At 70.1% G+C, this 19,162-nt stretch carries 25 protein-coding genes and 1 pseudogene; 9 read left to right on the forward strand and 17 right to left on the reverse strand.

Features of this window, described 5'->3' with window-relative positions:
* Window positions 1-14: 14 nt before the first annotated feature.
* The 3 genes from ACN6M5_RS15785 to ACN6M5_RS15795 all read right to left on the reverse strand — a co-directional run bounded on the left by ACN6M5_RS15785 (window position 15) and on the right by ACN6M5_RS15795 (window position 1,743).
* Window positions 15-233: a CDGSH iron-sulfur domain-containing protein gene (locus tag ACN6M5_RS15785; protein ID WP_168688500.1), complete on the reverse strand. Its 219-nt coding sequence runs from the start codon at window positions 231-233 to the stop codon at window positions 15-17.
* Window positions 230-1,267 carry an iron-containing redox enzyme family protein gene (locus ACN6M5_RS15790; RefSeq protein ID WP_434951269.1) on the reverse strand — a complete coding sequence of 346 codons (1,038 nt, stop codon included), beginning with the start codon at window positions 1,265-1,267 and terminating at the stop codon, window positions 230-232. Before ACN6M5_RS15790 ends, ACN6M5_RS15785 begins: the two co-directional genes overlap by 4 nt.
* Before the next feature lie 104 nt (window positions 1,268-1,371).
* Window positions 1,372-1,743, reverse strand: a complete 372-nt coding sequence (locus ACN6M5_RS15795; protein WP_434951271.1) for an ArsR/SmtB family transcription factor — start codon at window positions 1,741-1,743, stop codon at window positions 1,372-1,374.
* Between the two features lie 88 nt (window positions 1,744-1,831).
* On the opposite strand from ACN6M5_RS15795, the pseudogene ACN6M5_RS15800 reads away from it, so the two are divergent.
* Window positions 1,832-1,948 (forward strand): annotated as a pseudogene (locus ACN6M5_RS15800) (hypothetical protein); the annotation flags it as partial.
* A gap of 191 nt (window positions 1,949-2,139) precedes the next feature.
* On the opposite strand, the gene ACN6M5_RS15805 reads toward ACN6M5_RS15800, so the two are convergent.
* Window positions 2,140-2,475 carry a hypothetical protein gene (locus tag ACN6M5_RS15805; protein WP_434952448.1) on the reverse strand — a complete coding sequence of 112 codons (336 nt, stop codon included), beginning with the start codon at window positions 2,473-2,475 and terminating at the stop codon, window positions 2,140-2,142.
* Window positions 2,476-2,666: 191 nt separating this feature from the next.
* Between ACN6M5_RS15805 and ACN6M5_RS15810 the strand changes: the two genes are divergently transcribed.
* Together ACN6M5_RS15810 and ACN6M5_RS15815 are read left to right on the forward strand one after the other, a co-directional pair.
* Entirely contained in the window at window positions 2,667-3,194 is a 528-nt protein-coding gene (locus ACN6M5_RS15810; RefSeq protein WP_434952450.1) for an NAD(P)/FAD-dependent oxidoreductase, read from the forward strand.
* Window positions 3,195-3,248: 54 nt separating this feature from the next.
* Window positions 3,249-3,680 carry an arsenate reductase ArsC gene (locus ACN6M5_RS15815; RefSeq protein ID WP_434951273.1) on the forward strand — a complete coding sequence of 144 codons (432 nt, stop codon included), beginning with the start codon at window positions 3,249-3,251 and terminating at the stop codon, window positions 3,678-3,680.
* Here ACN6M5_RS15815 and ACN6M5_RS15820 read toward each other — a convergent pair.
* Window positions 3,647-4,513, reverse strand: a complete 867-nt coding sequence (locus tag ACN6M5_RS15820; RefSeq protein WP_434951275.1) for an SDR family NAD(P)-dependent oxidoreductase — start codon at window positions 4,511-4,513, stop codon at window positions 3,647-3,649. The genes ACN6M5_RS15815 and ACN6M5_RS15820 overlap by 34 nt on opposite strands.
* Window positions 4,514-4,572: 59 nt before the next feature.
* Here ACN6M5_RS15820 and ACN6M5_RS15825 point away from each other — a divergent pair, with 59 nt between their 5' ends.
* Both ACN6M5_RS15825 and ACN6M5_RS15830 read left to right on the forward strand, forming a co-directional pair.
* A complete protein-coding gene (locus ACN6M5_RS15825; RefSeq protein WP_434951277.1) occupies window positions 4,573-5,238 on the forward strand; it encodes a TetR family transcriptional regulator in 666 nt (221 codons plus the stop codon).
* Between the two features lie 94 nt (window positions 5,239-5,332).
* Window positions 5,333-5,668 (forward strand): hypothetical protein, encoded by a 336-nt coding sequence (locus ACN6M5_RS15830; protein ID WP_434951279.1) that lies wholly within the window; start codon window positions 5,333-5,335, stop codon window positions 5,666-5,668.
* A 91-nt stretch (window positions 5,669-5,759) separates the two neighbouring features.
* Here ACN6M5_RS15830 and ACN6M5_RS15835 read toward each other — a convergent pair whose 3' ends face one another.
* From ACN6M5_RS15835 to ACN6M5_RS15870, 8 genes are all read right to left on the reverse strand, one after another.
* The gene (locus tag ACN6M5_RS15835) at window positions 5,760-6,161 is read right to left on the reverse strand and encodes a hypothetical protein (protein WP_434951281.1); all 402 of its coding nucleotides are present in this window, start codon (window positions 6,159-6,161) and stop codon (window positions 5,760-5,762) included.
* Between the two features lie 101 nt (window positions 6,162-6,262).
* On the reverse strand, window positions 6,263-7,915 hold the full coding sequence (locus tag ACN6M5_RS15840; protein ID WP_434951283.1) for an alkaline phosphatase family protein: 1,653 nt from the start codon (window positions 7,913-7,915) through the stop codon (window positions 6,263-6,265).
* Window positions 7,915-8,658: a RibD family protein gene (locus ACN6M5_RS15845; RefSeq protein ID WP_434951285.1), complete on the reverse strand. Its 744-nt coding sequence runs from the start codon at window positions 8,656-8,658 to the stop codon at window positions 7,915-7,917. The genes ACN6M5_RS15840 and ACN6M5_RS15845 overlap by 1 nt, the downstream gene beginning before the upstream one ends.
* Window positions 8,540-9,580, reverse strand: coding sequence for a lysylphosphatidylglycerol synthase transmembrane domain-containing protein (locus ACN6M5_RS15850; protein ID WP_434951287.1), 1,041 nt, complete (start codon window positions 9,578-9,580; stop codon window positions 8,540-8,542). Before ACN6M5_RS15850 ends, ACN6M5_RS15845 begins: the two co-directional genes overlap by 119 nt.
* Entirely contained in the window at window positions 9,580-10,398 is an 819-nt protein-coding gene (locus ACN6M5_RS15855) for a small ribosomal subunit Rsm22 family protein (protein ID WP_434951289.1), read from the reverse strand. Before ACN6M5_RS15855 ends, ACN6M5_RS15850 begins: the two co-directional genes overlap by 1 nt.
* A complete protein-coding gene (locus ACN6M5_RS15860) occupies window positions 10,395-11,462 on the reverse strand; it encodes a glycosyltransferase family 4 protein (RefSeq protein WP_434951291.1) in 1,068 nt (355 codons plus the stop codon). Before ACN6M5_RS15860 ends, ACN6M5_RS15855 begins: the two co-directional genes overlap by 4 nt.
* Window positions 11,435-11,830 (reverse strand): 6-pyruvoyl trahydropterin synthase family protein, encoded by a 396-nt coding sequence (locus ACN6M5_RS15865; protein ID WP_434951294.1) that lies wholly within the window; start codon window positions 11,828-11,830, stop codon window positions 11,435-11,437. Before ACN6M5_RS15865 ends, ACN6M5_RS15860 begins: the two co-directional genes overlap by 28 nt.
* Window positions 11,830-12,807, reverse strand: coding sequence for a zinc-dependent alcohol dehydrogenase (locus ACN6M5_RS15870; protein ID WP_434951296.1), 978 nt, complete (start codon window positions 12,805-12,807; stop codon window positions 11,830-11,832). Before ACN6M5_RS15870 ends, ACN6M5_RS15865 begins: the two co-directional genes overlap by 1 nt.
* A 78-nt stretch (window positions 12,808-12,885) precedes the next feature.
* Between ACN6M5_RS15870 and ACN6M5_RS15875 the strand changes: the two genes are divergently transcribed.
* The 3 genes from ACN6M5_RS15875 (at window position 12,886) to ACN6M5_RS15885 (ending at window position 14,938) form a co-directional block, all read left to right on the forward strand.
* Window positions 12,886-13,644 (forward strand): CDP-alcohol phosphatidyltransferase family protein, encoded by a 759-nt coding sequence (locus ACN6M5_RS15875; protein WP_434951298.1) that lies wholly within the window; start codon window positions 12,886-12,888, stop codon window positions 13,642-13,644.
* 94 nt (window positions 13,645-13,738) lie between these two features.
* A complete protein-coding gene (locus ACN6M5_RS15880) occupies window positions 13,739-14,335 on the forward strand; it encodes a hypothetical protein (protein WP_434951300.1) in 597 nt (198 codons plus the stop codon).
* A gap of 84 nt (window positions 14,336-14,419) precedes the next feature.
* Window positions 14,420-14,938 (forward strand): hypothetical protein, encoded by a 519-nt coding sequence (locus ACN6M5_RS15885; RefSeq protein WP_434951302.1) that lies wholly within the window; start codon window positions 14,420-14,422, stop codon window positions 14,936-14,938.
* A gap of 365 nt (window positions 14,939-15,303) precedes the next feature.
* On the opposite strand, the gene ACN6M5_RS15890 is transcribed toward ACN6M5_RS15885, so the two are convergent.
* Complete coding sequence (locus ACN6M5_RS15890) at window positions 15,304-16,032, reverse strand: GNAT family N-acetyltransferase (protein WP_434951304.1); 729 nt, start codon at window positions 16,030-16,032, stop codon at window positions 15,304-15,306.
* Window positions 16,033-16,071: 39 nt separating this feature from the next.
* A complete protein-coding gene (locus ACN6M5_RS15895; protein WP_434951306.1) occupies window positions 16,072-17,064 on the reverse strand; it encodes a DMT family transporter in 993 nt (330 codons plus the stop codon).
* 70 nt (window positions 17,065-17,134) lie between these two features.
* Here ACN6M5_RS15895 and ACN6M5_RS15900 point away from each other — a divergent pair, with 70 nt between their 5' ends.
* The gene (locus ACN6M5_RS15900) at window positions 17,135-17,683 is read left to right on the forward strand and encodes a CGNR zinc finger domain-containing protein (RefSeq protein WP_434951308.1); all 549 of its coding nucleotides are present in this window, start codon (window positions 17,135-17,137) and stop codon (window positions 17,681-17,683) included.
* Window positions 17,684-17,692: 9 nt separating this feature from the next.
* Here the strand turns inward: ACN6M5_RS15900 and ACN6M5_RS15905 are convergent, their stop codons facing one another.
* Complete coding sequence (locus ACN6M5_RS15905; protein WP_434951310.1) at window positions 17,693-18,577, reverse strand: hypothetical protein; 885 nt, start codon at window positions 18,575-18,577, stop codon at window positions 17,693-17,695.
* 29 nt (window positions 18,578-18,606) lie between these two features.
* Complete coding sequence (locus ACN6M5_RS15910) at window positions 18,607-19,101, reverse strand: hypothetical protein (RefSeq protein WP_434951312.1); 495 nt, start codon at window positions 19,099-19,101, stop codon at window positions 18,607-18,609.
* Between the last annotated feature and the right edge of the window lie 61 nt (window positions 19,102-19,162).

Consider the following 19,162-nt stretch of genomic DNA (forward strand, 5'->3'; position numbering starts at 1 on the left):
CCCCGCATCCGGCGTCACCCCTCCAGCTGCGGGTCGGTCTTGAAGCCGACCAGCTTGTGCGTCCCGTCGCAGTACGGCTTGATGGTCGACACCCCGCAGCGGCACAGCGCCACCGTGCGCCGATGCTGCGGGATGGGCTCGCCGTCGGAGCCGAGGATCGTCACCTCGCCGCGCACGAGCAGCGGGCCGTCCGTGCAGGCGACGATGGTCGGCTGACGCTCTGCGGCGGTCACGCGAGCACCGGCTCCCTGTCTCGCAGCGAGCTGCGGCCCGCCTGCCAGCACTCGATCATGTGCGCGCCGACCAGGCCGTCGACGTAGAGGCACGCGCGTGCGCCGAAGACGATGTCCGGCAGCAGCTCCGGATGCTCCTCCGCGAGCCCGCCGGCGAGGTCGCGCCCCGCGATCTGCTCGTGCACGGCGTCCGCCTCGACGTGCTCGTCGAAGTAGTCGGTGACGTCGTCGCCGAAGCCCAGGCGGCGGAAGCCGTTGCCGTACATCCTGTTGGGGATGGAGGACGTCATCTCGAACGCGGCCAGGTGCCCGGCGATGGCGCCGCGGAGGCGACGGTTGATGCCGAACATCGACATCATGGTGAACGAGGCGAGCGTCACGGCCGGAACGCTGTCGATGTATGCGCCGTATGTGTCGTCCAGGCCGACGCCGCGGACCGTCTTGGCGAAGATGGCGTAGTGCATCCGGTCGGGGTCGCCTCCGCCGTATTCGTCGGCCTGCACCTCGACCAGTGCGGCCTTCGCCCGTCCGGTGAGGCGGGGGATCGCCCAGGAGTGCGGGTCCGCCTCCTTGAGCGTGTAGATGGAGCGCTGCATGACGAACTCGATCGCCTGCTCCTTCGTGGCCTTCTTCGCCAGGTAGCGGGAGAGGCTGGGTCCGGAGTCCTCGCCGGTGACGGCGAACAGGTACGACGCGACGGCCTCCGCGTCTGCGGCGGGAAGCTCGCCGAGGTCGATGCGTTCGCGCAGCTGCCGCTCGAACAGGTCCTCGATGGAGGTGCGCATGGTCACCTGGGTGGGGTGCCACTCCCAGCGGTCGTCGGTGTCGACGACGCCGCCGTAGGAGAGGCCGTAGCTGAGCAGCAGGGTGAGCTGGAGGTCGTCGTCGGTGAGGAGGTCCGGCTCGCCCGCGAGTGCTTCGGTGGCGAGGTCGAGCGCGCGCGTCATCGCGGCGGAGTCGCGGTCCGCCGGCTCGGAGAGCGCGGCGAGCAGCTGCGCGCTGACGGGTCCGCGCGGGGTTATCGGTGCAGTCATGCTCCGACCGTGACCCCAACCCCGGATGCAGTCAACCGGGTTGTGATCCGCCGGTTTCACTGCATCCCGTGGTCAGCGCGCGGGAGCGGCCGGCAGCATCCCGGTCAGCGCGCGGCAGCGGCAGGCAGCGCGCCGGTCAGCAGGTGCGACACCCGCTCGAGCGCGCCGGGCACCAGCTTGTAGTACGCCCAGGTGCCGCGCTTGGAGCGCGTGAGGTATCCGGCGTCCATCAGGATCTTGAGATGGTGGGACACCGTCGGCTGACTGAGCCCGATCGGGTCGGTCAGGTCGCAGACGCAGGCCTCCTCTCCCGCGGAGGCGGCGACGATCGAGATGAGCCGCAGCCGGGTCGGGTCTGCCAGCGCCTTGAACGCGACGGCCATCGACTCGGCCTCCTGCACGCTGAGGGTCTCCGTGGTGATGGGGGTGCAGCAGGAGCCCGCGACCGTGAGCGGCAGCAGTTCGACGTTCGTCATGGATGCCACTCTAAACCGAATATTGACAAACGTCGATGGAAGGGCGGAGACTCTCAACATCGACAAACGTCGATGGATGGAGAAGCGCATGACCCTCATCGACCTGACGGCCCCCGTGCTGCGCAGCGACCGCCTCGCCGGCCTGCCCGTCGCCATTGTGGGCGCCGGCCCCATCGGCCTCGCCGCCGCCGCCAACCTGGTGGAGCGTGGCATCGACTTCGTCGTCTACGAGGCGGGCGACTCCGTGGCGAGCAGCGTGGAGCAGTGTGGTCACATCCGGTTCTTCTCCCCGTGGCGTCACGCCATCGACCCTGCCTCCCGGCTGCTGCTCGAGGCGACGGGATGGACGGCGCCGGACCAGAAGACACTGCCGACGGGCGCCGAGCTCGTCTCGGACTACCTGCTCCCGCTCTCCGAGCTGCCCGCCATCGCATCCCGGCTCCGCACCGGCGTCACGGTCACCGCGGTCAGCCGCGACGGCATGGACCGCACGCGCAGCGCCGGCAGGGCGGACACCCCGTTCCTGCTCCGCGTCACCGACGCATCCGATGCAGTGGATGAGGTTCCCGCCCGGGCGGTGATCGACGCCTCCGGGAAGTACCGCAGCCCGAACAGCCTCGCGTCGAGCGGGCTCGAACCGCTCGGCATCTCCGAGGTGGCCGACCGGGTGACGCACGCGCTGCCCGACGTCCTCGGGCGGGAGCGCGCCCGGTTCGCGGGCAGGCGCACCACGGTGGTCGGGGCGGGGCGGGGCGGGGCACTCGGCCGCGAACACACTCATCGACCTCGCGGCCCTCGCCAGGGAGGAGCCGGGAACCCGCATCACCTGGCTGATCCGCAACGCGGGAGCCGCGCGGGTCACGACAGCTCCTGGCGACGAGCTCGTCGCCCGCGCCGCGCTCGGCGGCAGGGTCGAAAGGCTGGTGGCCGCCGGTGTCATCGAGCAGCTCGACCGCTTCGAGATCGCGCGCCTGGCGCCCGCCGGCGACGGAGTCCGCCTCATCGGCCGTCGCGCGGGGGAACCGGCCGAGCACGACACGGACACGGTCGTGAACGCGACAGGGTTCCGCCCGGACCTCGACATGCTGCGCGAGGTGCGCCTCGACCTCGACGACGTGGTGCAGGCGCCCAGGCGGCTCGCGCCGCTGATCGACCCCAACCTGCACAGCTGCGGAACGGTCGCGCCCCACGGCTTCGCCGAACTGCAGCAGCCGGAGCCGAACTTCTTCCTCGCCGGCATGAAGTCGTACGGCCGCGCCCCGACGTTCCTGCTGGCCACCGGCTACGAGCAGGTGCGGTCGATTACCGCGTGGATCGCCGGGGACGTCGCCGCAGCGGCGAACGTGGAGCTGACGCTGCCGTCCACGGGGGTGTGCTCCACGAGTGCCTCGGCTGGCGCATCCGGTGCTGCCGCCGCATCCGGTGCTGCCGCCGGCTCGTGCTGCGGCTGACGCCGCCGTTCACCGCCGCCGCGTAGACTCCGCTCCCGACCCGGAAGGAACCCCATGTCCGACAAGCCCACCGTGCTCTTCGTCTGCGTCCACAACGCGGGCCGCTCCCAGATGGCCGCCGGCTTCATGCGGGAACTGTCCGGCGGTGCGGTCGACGTGCTCTCCGCAGGCTCGGAGCCCAAGGCCGACCTGAACCCGGTGGCCGTGCAGGTGATGGCGGAGGAGGGGATCGACATCGCCAACCAGGTGCCGAAGATCCTCACCACGGATGCGGTGGCGGACTCCGACGTGGTGATCACGATGGGCTGCGGAGACACCTGCCCGATCTTCCCCGGCAAGCGCTACGAGGACTGGGAGCTCACCGACCCCGCCGGGCGCCCCGCCGACGAGGTGCGCCCGATCAGGGACGAGATCAAGCAGCGGGTGCAGAGCCTTCTCGCGGAGATCCTGCCTCAGGCGGCGTCCGGCGGGAACTCCGCAGGGTAAGGCTCTGCGAAGTCGGCCGAGCGGCTGACGGGCGCCCAGGCGAGGTCGTCGGCGAGCAGGCGACGGTCCTGGGCGACGCTCATCTCGGTGGCGTTCACGCCGAGCGGGAGGTGCTCGGGGATGCTGCTGCGCTTGGCCACGGCCACCAGGATCCCTGCGGCGCGTACCGGGTCGCCTGCCGGGCCGTCCGTGCTCTGGCGCATCTGCTTGTTCATCGCGCCGACCGTCTGCTCGTACTGCTCCGGTACATCGCGGACCTCCATCGACGAGCCGGCCCAGTCCGTTGCGAAGCCACTCGGCTCCACGACGAGCACCTTCACGCCGAAGGGTGCCGTCTCCACGCGGAGCACGCGGCTGAAGCCGTCGATGGCGAACTTCGCCGCCTGGTACGACGCGATTCCGGGGGAGCCGCCGACGCGGCCGCCGACCGACGAGAACTGGATGACCAGACCGCCGCCCTGCGCCCGCAGCAGCGGGATCGCCGCCTTGGAGACGTTGTACACGCCCCAGAAGTTGGTCTCGAACTGGGTGCGGAAGTCGTCGTCGTCCGTCGACTCGATCGGCGACACGTTCGCGTAGCCGGCGTTGTTGACGATGACGTCGACCGAGCCGAACCTGTCGCGGGCGGCGCCGAGCGCATCCCGGGCCTGGGCGGGGTCTGTGACATCGAGCTGCAGCGGGAGGATGCGGTCGCCGTACGAGGCGACGAGGTCGTCGAGCTGTTCGGGGCGGCGGGCCGTGGCCGCGACGCTGTCGCCCGCCTCGAGGGCGGCGACGGTGAGTGCGCGGCCGAAGCCGCGGGAGGAGCCGGTGATGAACCATGTCTGTGTCATGCGGTTAATAAAACACTGTTTCTTTAACTAATGCAACCTTGTTGCGCTAAACTCGTCCCGTGACGCCGACCGAGCAAGCAGACACCGCGTTCCAGCGCGCCCGTTCCCCCGAGGCGAAGGCCGCCAGAGAGCAGGCGATCCTGGATGCGGCACGCGCGCTCGCCGCCCGCCGCGGCATCCGCGAGGTCACCCTCACCGACATCGCCGACGAGGTCGGGATGCACAAATCGGCCATGCTGCGCTACTTCGAGACCCGCGAGGAGATCTTCCTGCGCCTCACCGCCGACGGCTGGCGCGAGTGGACCCCGGTGGTCTGCGCACGCATCCTGGCCGCATCGGCGGCGTCCGGCGTCGCCGCCGCCTTCGCCGCGACCCTCGCCGAGCGCGGCACCTTCTGCGACCTGCTCGCCCAGGCCCCCATGAACCTGGAACGCAACGTGTCCGTCGACGCCGTCCGCGCCTTCAAGCTCACGACGGCCGCCTCCCTCGACCAGCTCGTCGACGCGGCGACCGCGACGCTTCCCGGCCTCACCCGCCCGGCCGCCGTCGACCTCGTCGCCACCGCGACGTCGCTCGCCGGAACGTTCTGGCAGATCTCCACGCCGCCCCCGCCGATCGCCGAGCTCTACCGCTCCGACCCGCGCCTCGGACACGCGCTGATCGACCTCGAACCGCGCCTCCGCCGCATCCTGACGGCGTACCTGGATGGTGCGGTGAAGGCGTAGCGTAGACATCACGGGGGTCGGATGGGCGTAGGGGCCAGCCACGAAATCCCGCAGAACGACGACGCACTGCGCATCGGCACACAAAGATGAAGTCATGGGAACGCCATACACAGCAATTCCGTCTCTCCGAGACCTCGTGCTCGAGGAAAGTTACGTACTCGACTTCGCGCTTCATCCCGGATGGCTGCGGTTCGACATGCAATTCGTGTTGACGGAAGGTCATCCCGAATACCGCGACCCGCTTCCCGACGAGCAATTCTGCTATCGCTCGGGAACGCTGCTTTTTCCCGCCGTTTCGAGGGTGAGTTGGGAGAGCGCTGGAATTCGTCCAGCCATCAATCCTGACGGCAGCCTGGATTGGGACAATATCGACGCGATGACTTATGACGGGTCGATGTACGCGCTCGAAGGAAGCTGGGGCCGAATGTAAGTCGTTTCGTCCACGCCAGAAGCGCGACTGATGAATCCGTAAGCACACCGGGTGAGGTTGCGTTGTAGCGCAACCCGCCGTCACGCCGCCGTCACGCCGCCCGCACGCCCCGCGGACTCCGCAGGGCGACGGTGGTCGTGATCGCGAGCACCACCACGCCGATCGCCTCCACGATCACGGTCTCCGGCACCAACGTGAAGTTCCAGGACTCGGTGATGCCGAACAGGCCGACGGTGAGCGCCAGAAGCAGGGAGGCCAGGCTCGCGATGACGAACAGCAGGCTCAGCACCGTCGCGATGGCGAGGAACCGGCCACGGAGGGCGAGCATCCCGATGGCCAGCACGATGCCCGCGATGCCGTTGAGCACGAAGAGCACGCCGAGCAGGCCGCCGACGCCGTCGAAGAGAAGGAAGATGTGGATTCCGGCGATCACGAGGAGCACGATCGCGCTGATGATGCGAAGGACCCTGAGGGCCGAGCCGCTGTCGTTCATGGGTGTACCTGCTTCCGGGAGATCGGGCGGATGGGGACCACAGGGAGAACACGAGATGGATGCGCGGGAGGTTCACGAGGGCGCCGACGGGCCGGTCGGTGTCAGTTTCCGTATGCCGAGAGGAAACGGTCGCGGAACGCATCCATCCGCCACACCGGCGCCGTGGGTGATGGCAGCATCCCGGGTTGCCAGCCCCAGGAGGAGATGCGCTGCATCACCGCCGGGTCTTTGGCGATGATGCTGATCGGCACATCGTGGGTCGCGTCCGCGCCGCTGACCACGCGCGCAGGCTGGTGGTCGCCGAGCACGACGAGCACCAGGTTCGGGTCGTCGAACGTGGTGAGGAACGAGAACAGGGAGCCCATCGTGTACTGGATCGACTGCCCGTAGAGCTGCTGGACGTGAGCGGGGTCCTGCCAGACGACGCTCGGCGGAAGTCCCTGCTCCGGCTGCCCGTCGAAGATCGAGCCGTCTCCGACCGCCGACCAGGGCACGGGATGCGGCAGCGGCGTCCACGGGGTGTGCGACGAGACGAAGTCGATCTCGGCCATCAGCGGTGCGTGCGGCTTCGCGAGCTCGTGCTGTTGGAAGGAGGAGAGCGTGTACTGGTCCGGCACTCTGGCATAGCTGAATTTCGGGCCGCGGTAGCCGACATTCTTCGCGTTGAGCTGGCTGTCGAAGTGGTAGAACGAGCGCCCGACCGGCCACGGTTTGGTGTCGGACGGCACGTCGCTGATGGTCCGCCAGCCCGCACGCCGGAAGGCGTCGCTGAGGGTGAGCCGCTGGCCGGAGGTGACCTGGTCGTACTTCTGCTGCGAGTCGATCCAGAGGCCGGTCTGCAGGGTCGAGTGCGCGAGCCAGCTGACGCCACCGAAGGTCGGAGAGGTGAGGAAGGCGCTGCGCTCGGAGTATCCGTGGGCGGCGAGCTGCGCGTCCCCGTCGCGGAGCACAGCATCCACGCCGGGGGAGAACGACGAGCCCTGCACGGCGGTCTGGCCGTAGCTCTCGACGAACGCGACGATGACGTCTTTGCCCTTCAGCCCGGTGAGGAGGTCGGTCGGGGGCAGCTGCGCGTACGGGTCATCGGCTCCTTCTCGGTCGAATGCGGCCTGATCGCGGGCGGCCGCGACGGCCTGGTCGGCCTTCGCCGCGGTGACGGTGACGGCGTCCGCGGCGGCCACCGGCTCGCCGGGCACGAGCTGCACCCCGACGATGGCGAGGGCGAGCCAGCCAGCGGTGACCGCCGATGCGCCGATCATGGTGGGTGCCCTGCGGTGGCCGAGGACGGCGGCCAGGTGCAGCAGGGAGGCGGCGACCGCGGCGGTCGCGCCGACCACGGCCACGGCGAGCAGCACCAGGATGAGCACGGCGAGCACCGGGCCGGTGGAGTCGCTGACCACGCCGTAGCCGTCGGCGAGCTCCGGCCAGCCGGTCAGCACGTCGAAGGTGCGCCCGACGGTCTCGGTGAACGCGCGGTCGAGCGCTGCGCCCAGGGTGGCGAGCACGATGAGCACCGCGAACAGGATCGCGACGACGCGGCGCGCGGCGGCCCACGGCAGGAATACGAGCAGCACGAGCGCGACGACCGCGTCGAGCGGGACGCGCAGGAGGGCGAGCGTCGACCAGGATGCGACGATGCCGGGCGCGAGGGAGGCGACGAACAGGGTGACCGCGGAGAGGACGGTCGCGGTGGCGGCACGGAGTCGTGGGCGGCGAGGGCCGCGGGGGCCAGAAGGGCGGGGGCGGGACGCCATCAGAGCCGCCTCGCCGCCACGCTGGCCGCCATTCCCGTCCCCGCCGCGCCCACACCCTCCGCGAACCGCCCGGACAGCGCATACCGCAGCAGCACCACATCCCCGATCGTGCGCGCCTCGGCCAGCGTCGCCCTCCGCTCGCCCGTCCACGGGAACAGCGCGTCGCCCACGAACCGTGGAGCCCTCCTGTCCCCGACGAACACCGGCGCGACCGCCAGCTGCAGTTCGTCCACGATGTCGTCGGCGAGGAACTGGGTCAGCGTCGTCCCTCCGCCCTCCACCATGAGTCGCCGCACGCCGCGGTCGCCGAGGTCGGAGAGCAGGTCGGCCATCCGCACGTCGTCCCCGAGCTGCACCACCGTCGCCGTGCCGCCCAGCCGCCTCCGGATGCGCCGCTCCGCGCCGCGGGGACAGTAGACGAGCTTCTCGGTGTCGTCTTCGGCGAAGAACGCCGACCGGGGGTCGAGGTCGCCCGAGGCGGTCACGGTCACCTTCCAGGGCGAGCGCCCGCGTCCCGTCTCCGCGCGGCGGCCCTGCCGTTCCTCGCTGTGCACGAGAAGGCGCGGGTTGTCGAGCCGGATCGTGCGCGCGCCGACCATGATCGCGTCGCTCGCCGCCCTGACCTCATCGACCCTGTCGAAGTCCGCCGGGTTCGAGAGCGCCAGCCTCGGCGGGCGTGCCGTGTCCAGGTAGCCGTCGAGTGAGACGGCGCAGCTGATGGTCACGTACGGGGAGTCGGCCATGATGGCTCCTTCTGTGGACGGTGGATGCGAGTGCCGCCGCGATCACTCCCGGCAGGAGGGACACGATGGCGAGCACGCCGAACAGGGTGGCGGCGGAGATGCCGGCCGCGGTGCCGAAGCCCGCCACGGCGAACGCCCACCCGGCCGCTCCCTCGCGGGGACCCCATCCACCGACGTTGATCGGGAGGGATGCGGCGAGCAGCACGACCACGGCGATGGTGAGCATCCGGAGCGGAGGCACGCTCGCGCCGACCGCCGCCGTGGCGATGGCGAACGTGGCCAGGTGGCAGGCGACGACGACGATGGATGCGCCCACCACGCGCACAGCGACCGTCGCGGACCCGAGGCCCAGCCGCACCGCAGCCGCCTCGCGCCGGAGCACGGTGCGCACCCGCACGCTCGCCAGGGCGGCGACGGCCACCACCGCGACGACGAGCACGACGCCCGCACCGGCGACGGGCAGGAGTACGCCGCCGAACCCGGCGCCGGCGACCGCCAGGACGATCACGGTGAGCACGAGCTGCACCAGCTGTCCGACCGTGCGCTCCACTGCGACGGCTCGCGCGGCCATCGCGAGGCTCTGTGCGCTGCGGCCGTGGTCGACGGCGCGGTGCACGTCGCCCACCACGCCGCCGGGCAGCACGCTGTTGATGAACTGTGACCGGTAGTACATCCCGACCGCGCGGGGCCAGGGCATCCCGACGCCCAGTCGTCCGGCGATCACGTTCCACCGCCAGGCGGCGGCTGCCGTCGCGGTGGCGGTGAGCAGGATCGACGCGCCGATCACCGGCGGGTCGATGCTCTGCAGCCCGTGCAGGAACGGGCCGGTGCCGACGTGCAGCGCGACCGCCACGAGGATGCCCCCGCCGACGATCACCCGGGCGGCGACGCCGAACCGGCTGGACCGCACGATCGCACGCATCAGCGCGGCCAGGCCAGCACGTCGAGGTGGTAGACCACGGCGGAGAGCTCCCCGCGGTCGAGCTGGCGGCCGCGCAGCTCCCGGTAGCCGCCGAGCGTTTCGACCAGTTCGGGCTCCTGTTCCTCGGCGGCGCCCAGCCAGCCGTCGAACCACTCGCGCAGCAGGCGCGGTTCGTGGTCGTCGAGATGCCAGCTGGTGCGGGCTTGGCGCACCCGCCACCCCGCCTGCTCGAACAGCCCGCGCACGATCGGTCCGGCATACCGCCCGAGCAGCCGCCGACCTCCGACCTCCCGCCGCTGGTGCGCGTTGAACGCGTCGCCGACGGCCTTGTCGCGCGCATCCCACGGCTGCAGCTCGACCTCGCCCGTCACGCTCAGCGAGAGGAAGGCGGGGGCGCCCGCCAGCACGCACGCGTCTACGATGGCGTGCGCCTCGGCCGCGGTGAGCACGTCGAGCAGCGCGGACGCCGTGACCAGGGATGCTCCGCCCAGGTCGGCGGCGGTGAGCCGGTCGAGTTCGCCGACGGAGGTGCGGAGCGCGACGGGCGCGCCGTCGGTATCGAGCGGACGCGGCCCGTCGAAGGCCCGGGCGGTGAGCGCTTCATTCCAGTCGTGCAGCACCCAGGTCTGCGGCCCGGGCAGCAGGGGAGCGAGCCAGCGCATCATCGAGCCCGTCCCGCTGCCGAGATCGTGCACGGTGAGGTGGCCGTGCGGCAGCAGCGGAGGGATGCGCGCCGCGAGGTCGCCGGAGCGCGCCGCGGCGTCCTCGGCCTCGCGGAGCGCCAGCCAGTCGCTGCTGACCTCGAGGATGTCGCTCACGATCGCGCCGCCGTTTCCGCTCTCGCCGCATCCGGCACCCGGGCGAGCGCAGCGGCGACCACCTGCGCGGTCGACGCCCACGTCGTGGAGGCGCCCCGCGCATCCATCGCCGCCGCGCGCAGCTGGCGCCGCCGGGCCGGGTCCTTCCACCACTGCCGCAGCGCGACGCGCAGCGCCCACGGGTCGTCGGGCGGCACGATCATCGCCGCCCTCCCGTCGCCGACCGCCTCCGCGATGCCGCCGACGCCCGTGGCGAGCACCGGGATGCCGCGCGCGATGGCTTCGGCGGCGACCATCCCGTAGCTCTCGACGCGCGACGGCACGACGACGAGGTCGGCCTGCCCGTACGCCTCGTCGAGCGCGCTGCCGGCGAGCACCCCGGTGAACGTGACCCGCTCTGCGATCCCGGACGCTGCTGCGCGCGCGGTGAGCGCCGCAGCGAACTCCGGTGTCGTCGCCAGCGAGCCGACGAACGTGCACGACCATTCGTCGATGTCCGCCAGCCCGGAGAGCGCCGACACCAGCAGGTCCTGTCCTTTGTGCGGCGCGACGGCGGCCACGCAGAGCAGGCGACCACCGGACGCGGACGGTTCGGACGGCGGCGCCGCATCCACCCCCGGATGCGCGACCACGATGCTGCGCGGGTCTGCGGCATCGCGCGCGATCAGCTCGGAGCGCGTCCAGGCGCTGGTGGCGACGATCAGCTCCGCAGAGCGTAGGGCGTCGCGTTCGCGGTCGTCCTGCTCGGGCGCGACCATGTGCGCCAGCACGACGACGTGGAGGCGTCCGGACTGGTCGGCCACCGCATCCGGGTGCTGCGCGACGAGCAGGCCGTCGATGAGGACGAGCGCACCGTGGGGCAGCCCGCTCAGGATGCTCCCTGCGTGCCCTCCGCCGTCGGCGACCGTGAGCATCCGGAGGTCGCAGCCGTCGGCCAGCAGCCCGTCGCGGAGGTGCAGGTCGTAGACATTTCCGCCGCTCACCCGTGCTGGGTCGTTCACTGCCTCTGGCACGAGGAAGAACACCGGCCGCCCGTTCACAGCGACCTCGAGTAGCTCGCCCACGCGATGTGCGACTCGTGCATGGTGACGGAGATCGTGGTGACGCTGTTTCCGCCGAGCTCGCCCTCCGCCACCCGTGCAGCGAGCCGGTCGGCCACCACCCGGCAGAGCACTTCGGTGGTCGTGTTGATCCCCGCGAACGCGGGATCGTCGTCCAGGTTGCGGTAGGTCAGCGCTCCGGTGATCTCCGCGAGGGTAGCGCCGGCCCGGCCGATGTCGATCACGACACCGTCCGCCTCCACGTCGTCTGCGCCGAAGGTGGCATCGACGATGAAGGTGGCGCCGTGCAGTCGCTGGGCGGGGCCGAAGAGGTCGCCGCTGAAGCTGTGGGCGATCATCAGGTGGTCGCGCACCGTCACGGTGTATGGCATCAGGCATCCGTCCAATCGATCGTGTGGCAGAGGTCGGCCGTGCGGCCGTCGGCGAGCGCTGCCATCACCCGCGGCAGGTCGCGCCACGACGATTCGCCGGTCAGCAGCGCGTCGAACGCCGGGTCGCGCAGCAGGTCGACGGCGAGCGCGAGGCGATCGCGGGTGGTGCGGCTGCCCCGCCGCCGCGGGGGTACGGAGCCCACCTGGCTGGCCCGGATGGTGAGGCGCCTGGCGTGGAAGTCGGTCCCGAGTGGCAGACTGACGGGCCGGTCCCCGTACCAGCTGGCCTCGATCACCTCGCCCTCGGTGACGACGGTCTCGAGCGCGAGCCGCAGGCCGGCCTCCGCGCCGCTCGCGTTGACGACGATGTCCCTGTCGCGCGGAGCATCCTTCGGCAGGGCGAACCCGACCCCGAGCTGTGCGGCGATGTCGCGCTTCGCCGGGTCGGCGTCCACCAGCACCACTTCCACGCCCGGGATCCCGGCCGCGAGTCGGGCGACGCTGCACCCGATCATCCCAGCACCGACCACTGTGAGCCGGTCGCCCAGCAGCGGGGCAGCATCCCACAGCACGGTGACGGCCGTCTCGACCGCGCCCGCCAGCACCGCCCGCCTGGCCGGCACGGCATCCGGGACGGGCACGACAGCATCCACGGGGACGACGAACGCCGACTGGTGCGGGAACAGCGTGAAGACGGTGCGCCCGCGCAGCGCCGACGGTCCGTCCTCGACGACGCCGACGTTGAGGTAGCCGTACTTCACCGGCCACGGGAAGTCGCCCTCCTGGAACGGGGCGCGCATCCTGTCGTGCTCGCTCTGCGGCACGCGCCCGCCGAGCACGGTCATCTCCGTGCCCCTGCTGACGCCGGTGTGGAGCGTGCGCACGAGCACCTCGCCGTCGCCGGGCGTCGTCAGCGGGCCCGAGCGCAACGATCCGGTGCCGGGACCGTCGATCCAGAATGCGGTTGCCTCCACCACGTCCCTCCTCGGTGAACCATCGGTGCGCGCGTCGCGTGTTAACGGACAGGTGCCATACACGGGAGACACGAGGCGCACGTGAAAAGGGTTCAACTCGCAGCAGCAGGATGGGCGATCGGCGGCGCGCTACTGGTGGCGGCCGTCTACGCGGCATCACCCCCGCCCCCGGCCGGATGGGCTGCCGCCGCCGTCTACCTGGCCGTCGCGCACGCCCTCCTCGCCACCGGTCTGCGGCGTCGAGGCGCCACCCGCTTCGGCCAGGCCAACGTGGTCACCTCGCTCCGCTCCTCTCTGGTCGGCGCGATCACCGGCCTGGTCGTCGCATCCTTCACCGCCCCCATCCCGGTCTGGATGCTTGTGGCCCTGATCGTCCCTGCCCTCGCCCTCGACGCCGTCGACGGCTGGGTCGCCCGCCGCACAGGATCGGCCAGCGACCTCGGCGCGCGCTACGACATGGAGGTGGACGCGTTCCTCCTGCTCGTCCTGAGCGCATACGTCGCCGCCGACCTGGGCCTCTGGGTGCTCGCGATCGGCGCGCTGCGCTACCTGTTCGTGATGGTCGGCTGGGCGCTGCCGTGGTTCCGCGCCCAACTGCCGTACCGCTACTGGCGCAAAGTGGCGACGGCGGTGGCCGGCATCGCGCTGGCGTTGGCTGTGGCCGGGACCGCGCCGGGGGTGGAGCTGGGGGCCGTGGGTGTGGCGGGGGTTGTGGTGGCGCTGGGGCTGCTGGTGGAGTCGTTCGGGCGGGATGTGGTGTGGTTGGTGGTGCGGCGGGGTGCTGGGGTGCGGGGAGTATCTGTCCCTAGGGCGACACGAAGGAGCAACACGACCTCTTGACGCGGGCGACAAATATGATCAGCAGCGTCCGCTGCACATCCACGGCGAAAACAGGCGAGGTCGAATGGTCACAGCCCCGGCAGGCGTATCGAGGGTGCTCGTCGACAGACTCGCCCAGATTCCCGGATTTCGGCGTCGCGTTGCGGGGATCCTGACTTGGCACTCTGCCGATCCGGTCATCGGCTGGGTGGGTCTGAATGTGTCCCGTCCCGCGGGAAGCCCGACCGTCGCCCTGAATCCGGTGATCGGTATCAGGGACGATCGCATCGAAGACCGTGTCGCCGAACTGGGCGGCCGGAAGCGTCATGCCTACGTGCCGCCCACCGTGAGCCGGTCGCTCGGCTATCTGAGTCCGGAAGCTACGTACGTGCCGCACTATTTCTCTATCCCGGCGAGCGCAGAGCAGATCGACTACTTCATCGACGCCGTTGAGGCGAACGCGGTGCCGTTCTTCGTAGCGCACTGCAATCGCGCGAGCGTGCGAGAACTGCTGGACGCACGAATGGTCCCCTATGACGTATTCGCCTTCGAGCGCCTGCTCGCCCTCGCCGTCGAGGAGTCGGATGTGTGCTCCGCCGAGAAGATCGTCAGCGAGTGGAAGCCGAGCCTCCACGGGAGAAGCGACCCAGCTGCGATGGGGGCTCACGCTTACATTGCGGCGGTGTCGTCGGCGCTCGGGATCACGGTTTAGGGCGGTGAAAGTGCTCCTGAGCTTCGGAGCCACGTTCGGCCTCACCGGGGCATACACTTTCGTCCTGCCTGAGTGGAGGATGCAATGAGCGATCGTGCGCGCAATCGTCTCGCGGCACTCCTGCGTACATTCGAGCGCGTCATCCTCGGCGTTGCCCTCGTTCTCGGGCTCGCCGCTCTTATCGTTCCCGGCCTCCGATCGCCACTTCTCGCGCTTGTGTGCGCGCTGACAGCCTTCGCGCTCTGGATGGTGCAGGGGGTCATCATCCTGAGGATCTGGGGTAGGCGATCCCTGATCGGCGGACGCGGCGCGACGTCAATCGGCAGAATGGTCCGCGCGTACAGCAGCTCGGTGAAGGGATGGCCTCTCGCGGGCGGGATCGCCATTCTCGCGCTCGGGATCGTCTTCTTCGCGCTCGATGTCTGGTACCGACGGAACGTCGGCGGTCAGGTCACCGGATGGAGTGGATACGCGGTTGCGATGTGGATCTCTGTTCTTGGCCTCATCTATTGCTCCGCCTGCATTTCGGTCGGGGAGTCTTCACCTCGCACGGGGCCGGATCTGAACCGCTCACCAATCAGCACCATTCGCAGGAGGAGGTGACGGCGTTGACGGGGATCACGTTGGCGCTCGCCGAGGCGGGGACGGCGCCGCTCCCTGGGTGCGTGAATTCGTGATAGCCCTCCCTGAACGGCGACTGATGTTTCCATTCGAGCGGGGCGGATGGGAGGTGCGGACGACGGGAGGCTTAGCCTTCGTCATTGTTTCGGAATCGGTTGAGCTCATAGGGGGCCCCTACGTCTTCACCACCCTGGTGCAGCTCGCAACCTCTCGCGAGTTGATGCCCGTTGCGCGCATTCCAGTTCACCTCGCACCGAGGGTGTTCTCCTCGCAGAAGGGTCCGTATGAGTTGCCCGCCAAAGCGTCGCGACCGGTCACCGTCAGTAACCCGATCCCGACCTGATGCGTCACGTTGACGAACGGGGCTGCCTGGAGGTCACGGCCGACAAGTTCCGTTCGTTCGGACGATGGACCGAGGTTTCCTTCCGCGTGGAGGAGAAAGGGCAACACTGATACGAACTGGTGATGTACGTGCGATCCAAATGGTTCGAGTCTGCCGAACTCGTCAACCGCTGAAGAGAGGCAGCGCCACTAGGCGCGTCAGAGCCCCAGACCACCGGCGTGGTCACGCCGCTGACCCAGTCCCGGCGCAGGATCGCGTATGCCACCGCATCAAGCGGCGGCTCGTTCGCGGTGGTCCAGCCGTCTCGGTAGTGGGCCTCTTTGACGTATCCGGCGGCCTCGAACGTCTTGCGCATCGCGACGTTGTCGATGCGCGTGTTGCCTTCGATCCGCAAAATCTCCGGGTGCCTCTCGAAGATGGCGTTCGTGCCCTCCCGGAGCGCAGCCGTTCCGATTCCGCGGCCACGGTGGGCCTCCGAGAGGCGCAGGTCGATCATCGGCCCGCCGTCTGCCACCTCCTGGAACACGATGAGACCGACGCGATCGTCGGGCCTGGTCGTGATCCAGAAGGCTTCGTTGTCTGGCGCAGCGTAGTCACCCCTGTCGATCCGCGCCTCGGCCTGCGCGCGGGTGAGCCGTTCGACGGCGTGGAACGGGAAACGGTTCGCCGACAGGAAGGAAGCCAGCTCGTCGCGGTCCGCGGCGACGTCGAGCGGCGTGAGCGTAAGATCCACGTTTCGGAGCGTAGCCCATGCCCCGGACCGGGCCGTCGGTCAGTTCCGCTCGCTCTGCGTGAGCGAGCCGGGATGCGTGTCTGGCGCGCTGTCCCGCTCGTCCGCAGGCTCAGCCACAACCTCAACCTCCCCTTTCTCCGACCGCACGAACCCGATCCCCACCAGGATCAGCGCCCCGCCGACGAACTGCAGCAGCCCCAGGTTCTCGCCGAGCAGCAGCCACGCGTAGAAGGTCGCCGCCACCACTTCGAGCAGTCCCGTGAACGACGCCAGCCGCGAACCGAGCATCTCCGTGGCGGTGATGCTCGCCGCGTATGCGATGGCGGTCGCGAACACCCCGATCACCAGGATCGGCACCCACCACGGCGTCTGGCCGCCGAACAGGTTCACCGGCGCGAAGCTGACCTGGAACGGCACGAGTCCCGTCGCTCCCACCAGCGCAAGGGCCACGCCGCCGACCAGCAGCCCGGACGACGCCAGCGCCACCGGGGGCAGCCCGTCGCTTGGCCGCGCCGCGATCAGGTAGAACGCCGCGCAGCCGACCATTGCCGCGATGGCCAGGGTGAGCCCAAGCGGGTCGATGCCGCCGGAGCCGTCCGGGGAGACCACCATGACGAGGCCGCTGACCGCGACCACAGAACCGATGATCACCACCGCCTTCGGTGGGCGCCGGGTGCGCGCCCAGGCGATCGCGACCAGCAGCAGCGGTGCGATGTACTCGATCAGGATGGCCGTGCTGACCGGGATGCGCTGGATGGCGGCGAAGTAGAGCAGTTGCGTCGCCGCCACGCCGACCAGCCCCATCCCGAGCACGCGCCAGCGTCCGCGCCACAGCGCCGACCAGCGGCCGCGCAGCAGCAGGATCGCGACGGGGGCGAGCACGATGCCGCCGGTGAAGGCCCGCACGGTGACGGCGGCGGCGGGGCTCCAGCCGGACTCGAGCAGCGGTTTCACGAAGGCGCCGGACAGACCGAAGGTGGCCGCGGAGATGACGGCGATGAGAAGTCCGAGGGAGGTCTGGCTGCGCTTCATGGCGAATCCTGGTCAGGGTCAAGGTGGATGATGGTCCTGACGCTAGTCTTGTCACGGATAAGGAGTCAACTTGCATTTTGCCCCTGACACCGAGGACGCTCTGGTCTTCGCCGTCGCCCTCTGCAACACCGTGCCCAGCGCATCCAGAAGCGGAGAGGACGAGCTCGCGACCGCCGACCAGGTGGCCGACTTCGTGATCGGCCAGCAGTACTCCGGACGCATCGACCGCGACGCCACCGAACTGGGCGAGGTGCACGAGACCCGCGAGCGACTGCGCCGCACCTGGTCCCTCTCCCGCGACGACGCGGCCGTCGAGGTCAACGCCATGCTCGCCGACGCCAACGCCCGCCCGTACCTGATGCGTCACGACGGCTTCGACTGGCACCTGCACGCGACAGCCCAGGATGCGCCCCTCGCCGAACGCATCCGGGTGGAGGTCGCCCTCGCCCTGGTCGACGTCATCCGCTCCGGCGAGACCGGGCGCCTCCGCGTCTGCGCCGCCGACGACTGCACCGGCCTGCTCCTCGACCTGTCCCGCAACGGCTCCAAGCGGTTCTGCAGCGTGCGCTGTGGCAACCGGATGAACATGGTCGCGTTCCGCCGGCGGCAAGGGGAGTAGCGCCTGCCGCTACGACGTAGGCAGCCCCAGCTCCTGACGCCAGTGCGCCAGGAACTCCGCCCCGGCGTCGTCGTGGATCGCGTCGCCGATCGTGATCACCTCGTACGGCTTCTCCAGGATGCCGTCGCTCGGCCGCACATCCACGTGGGCGACGTCGAAGCCGGCGCTGTGGACGTAGTCGGCCATCTTGTAGTCGCTGCGGGAGTCGCCGATGGAGCGCCAGCGGCGGGGGAGCGGGCCGAGTTTGGCGAAGTAGTCGAGGGCGCGCTGGGCGCCGCGGTCCTTGTCGAGCAGCACCGATTCGATGTCGGTGGAGATGATCGTCTGGTCGATGCGGAACGGCAGCTCGCCGTTCGCATCCGGTGCCGTGCGGTCGCCGTAGCGCAGTCCCACACCCTGCGCCGTCAGCAGCGAGAAGGCGTCGTCCTGGAAACGCGCCTGCGCCGCGGCGTACGCGTCAGCGTCCACGTCGGTGCGCTGCTCGACGGAGATCATCGCGCGCTTGGTCTCGTCGAAGAACATCGTGTCCGCGTAGCGCTCGCGCACCAGGTTCCGGATGCCGTCGACCGCCTCCGGTGCGAACGCCACCGTCTCGTCGACGGTCACCTCGCCCATCCCATCCCCGGTGATCGGCGCCCAGGCTCCGCCCTTCTCGAACACGCCGAACATCCGGGCGCCGTGCTCGTCGAGTGCGTCGCGCAGGCCGGCGTCGCACAGCGGGGTGACCACCTGGTTGCGGATGAAGTCGCCCGAGCGGCCGGTGATGAACGCGATCGGCACGCCTGCCGCCGTCATCGCGACCAGGTCGGTGACGATGCTCCGGATGTTGATGGTCCGGGTGATCGGGCTGGCGATGGGGCCGTCGACGTCGAAGAGGAGTCCGAGATTGTGCACAGTCCATTGTCGCCGAACGGCGGGGCGGGTCAGTGCTTCAGGTCGTTGCGCAGCCCGTCCAGGATGTGGTCGAGCGACGCCCGCTTCTGCGCGGTGTCGACAACACTGGACGGGATGGTCACCTCCAGGCCGGAGCCGTAGGTCGCCTTCATCCGGAACTTGCCCGGCCACTCGGTGTACGAGGCGGGTTCGAACGCCGGGATGCCGCCGCTGATGTCGAGACGCACGAGGTCGCCCCTCCGCTGCAGCTTGGTCGACACCGACGCCTCGCCGACAGCGCCACCGCGGGCCTCGCCGATGGCGATCGTCTCCGGCGTGAACGCTCCGACCCGGAACGTGAAGCCCAGCTCCGACTGTTCGAGGGCGGCGCCGAGGTAGACGATCGGGTCGTCGCCGATGGCGAGAGTGAGGCCGGTGAGGAGCCGGCCGTACCAGTTCGGACGGGCCGCGAGCATCGCATCCAGCCCGGTCTCCGAAGAGATGAGGCGATGCAACGTGTCTCGTGTCTCCTCGAGTGTCGCCATGCCGGTCCTCCCACTTTCCTCCTGCGCGCGTGCGCGCGGCACTCGCAAGGGTACGCCTCTC

Origin of the sequence: Leifsonia araucanica, from assembly GCF_051161895.1 — a bacterium.
Classification (GTDB): Bacteria; Actinomycetota; Actinomycetes; order Actinomycetales; family Microbacteriaceae; genus Leifsonia.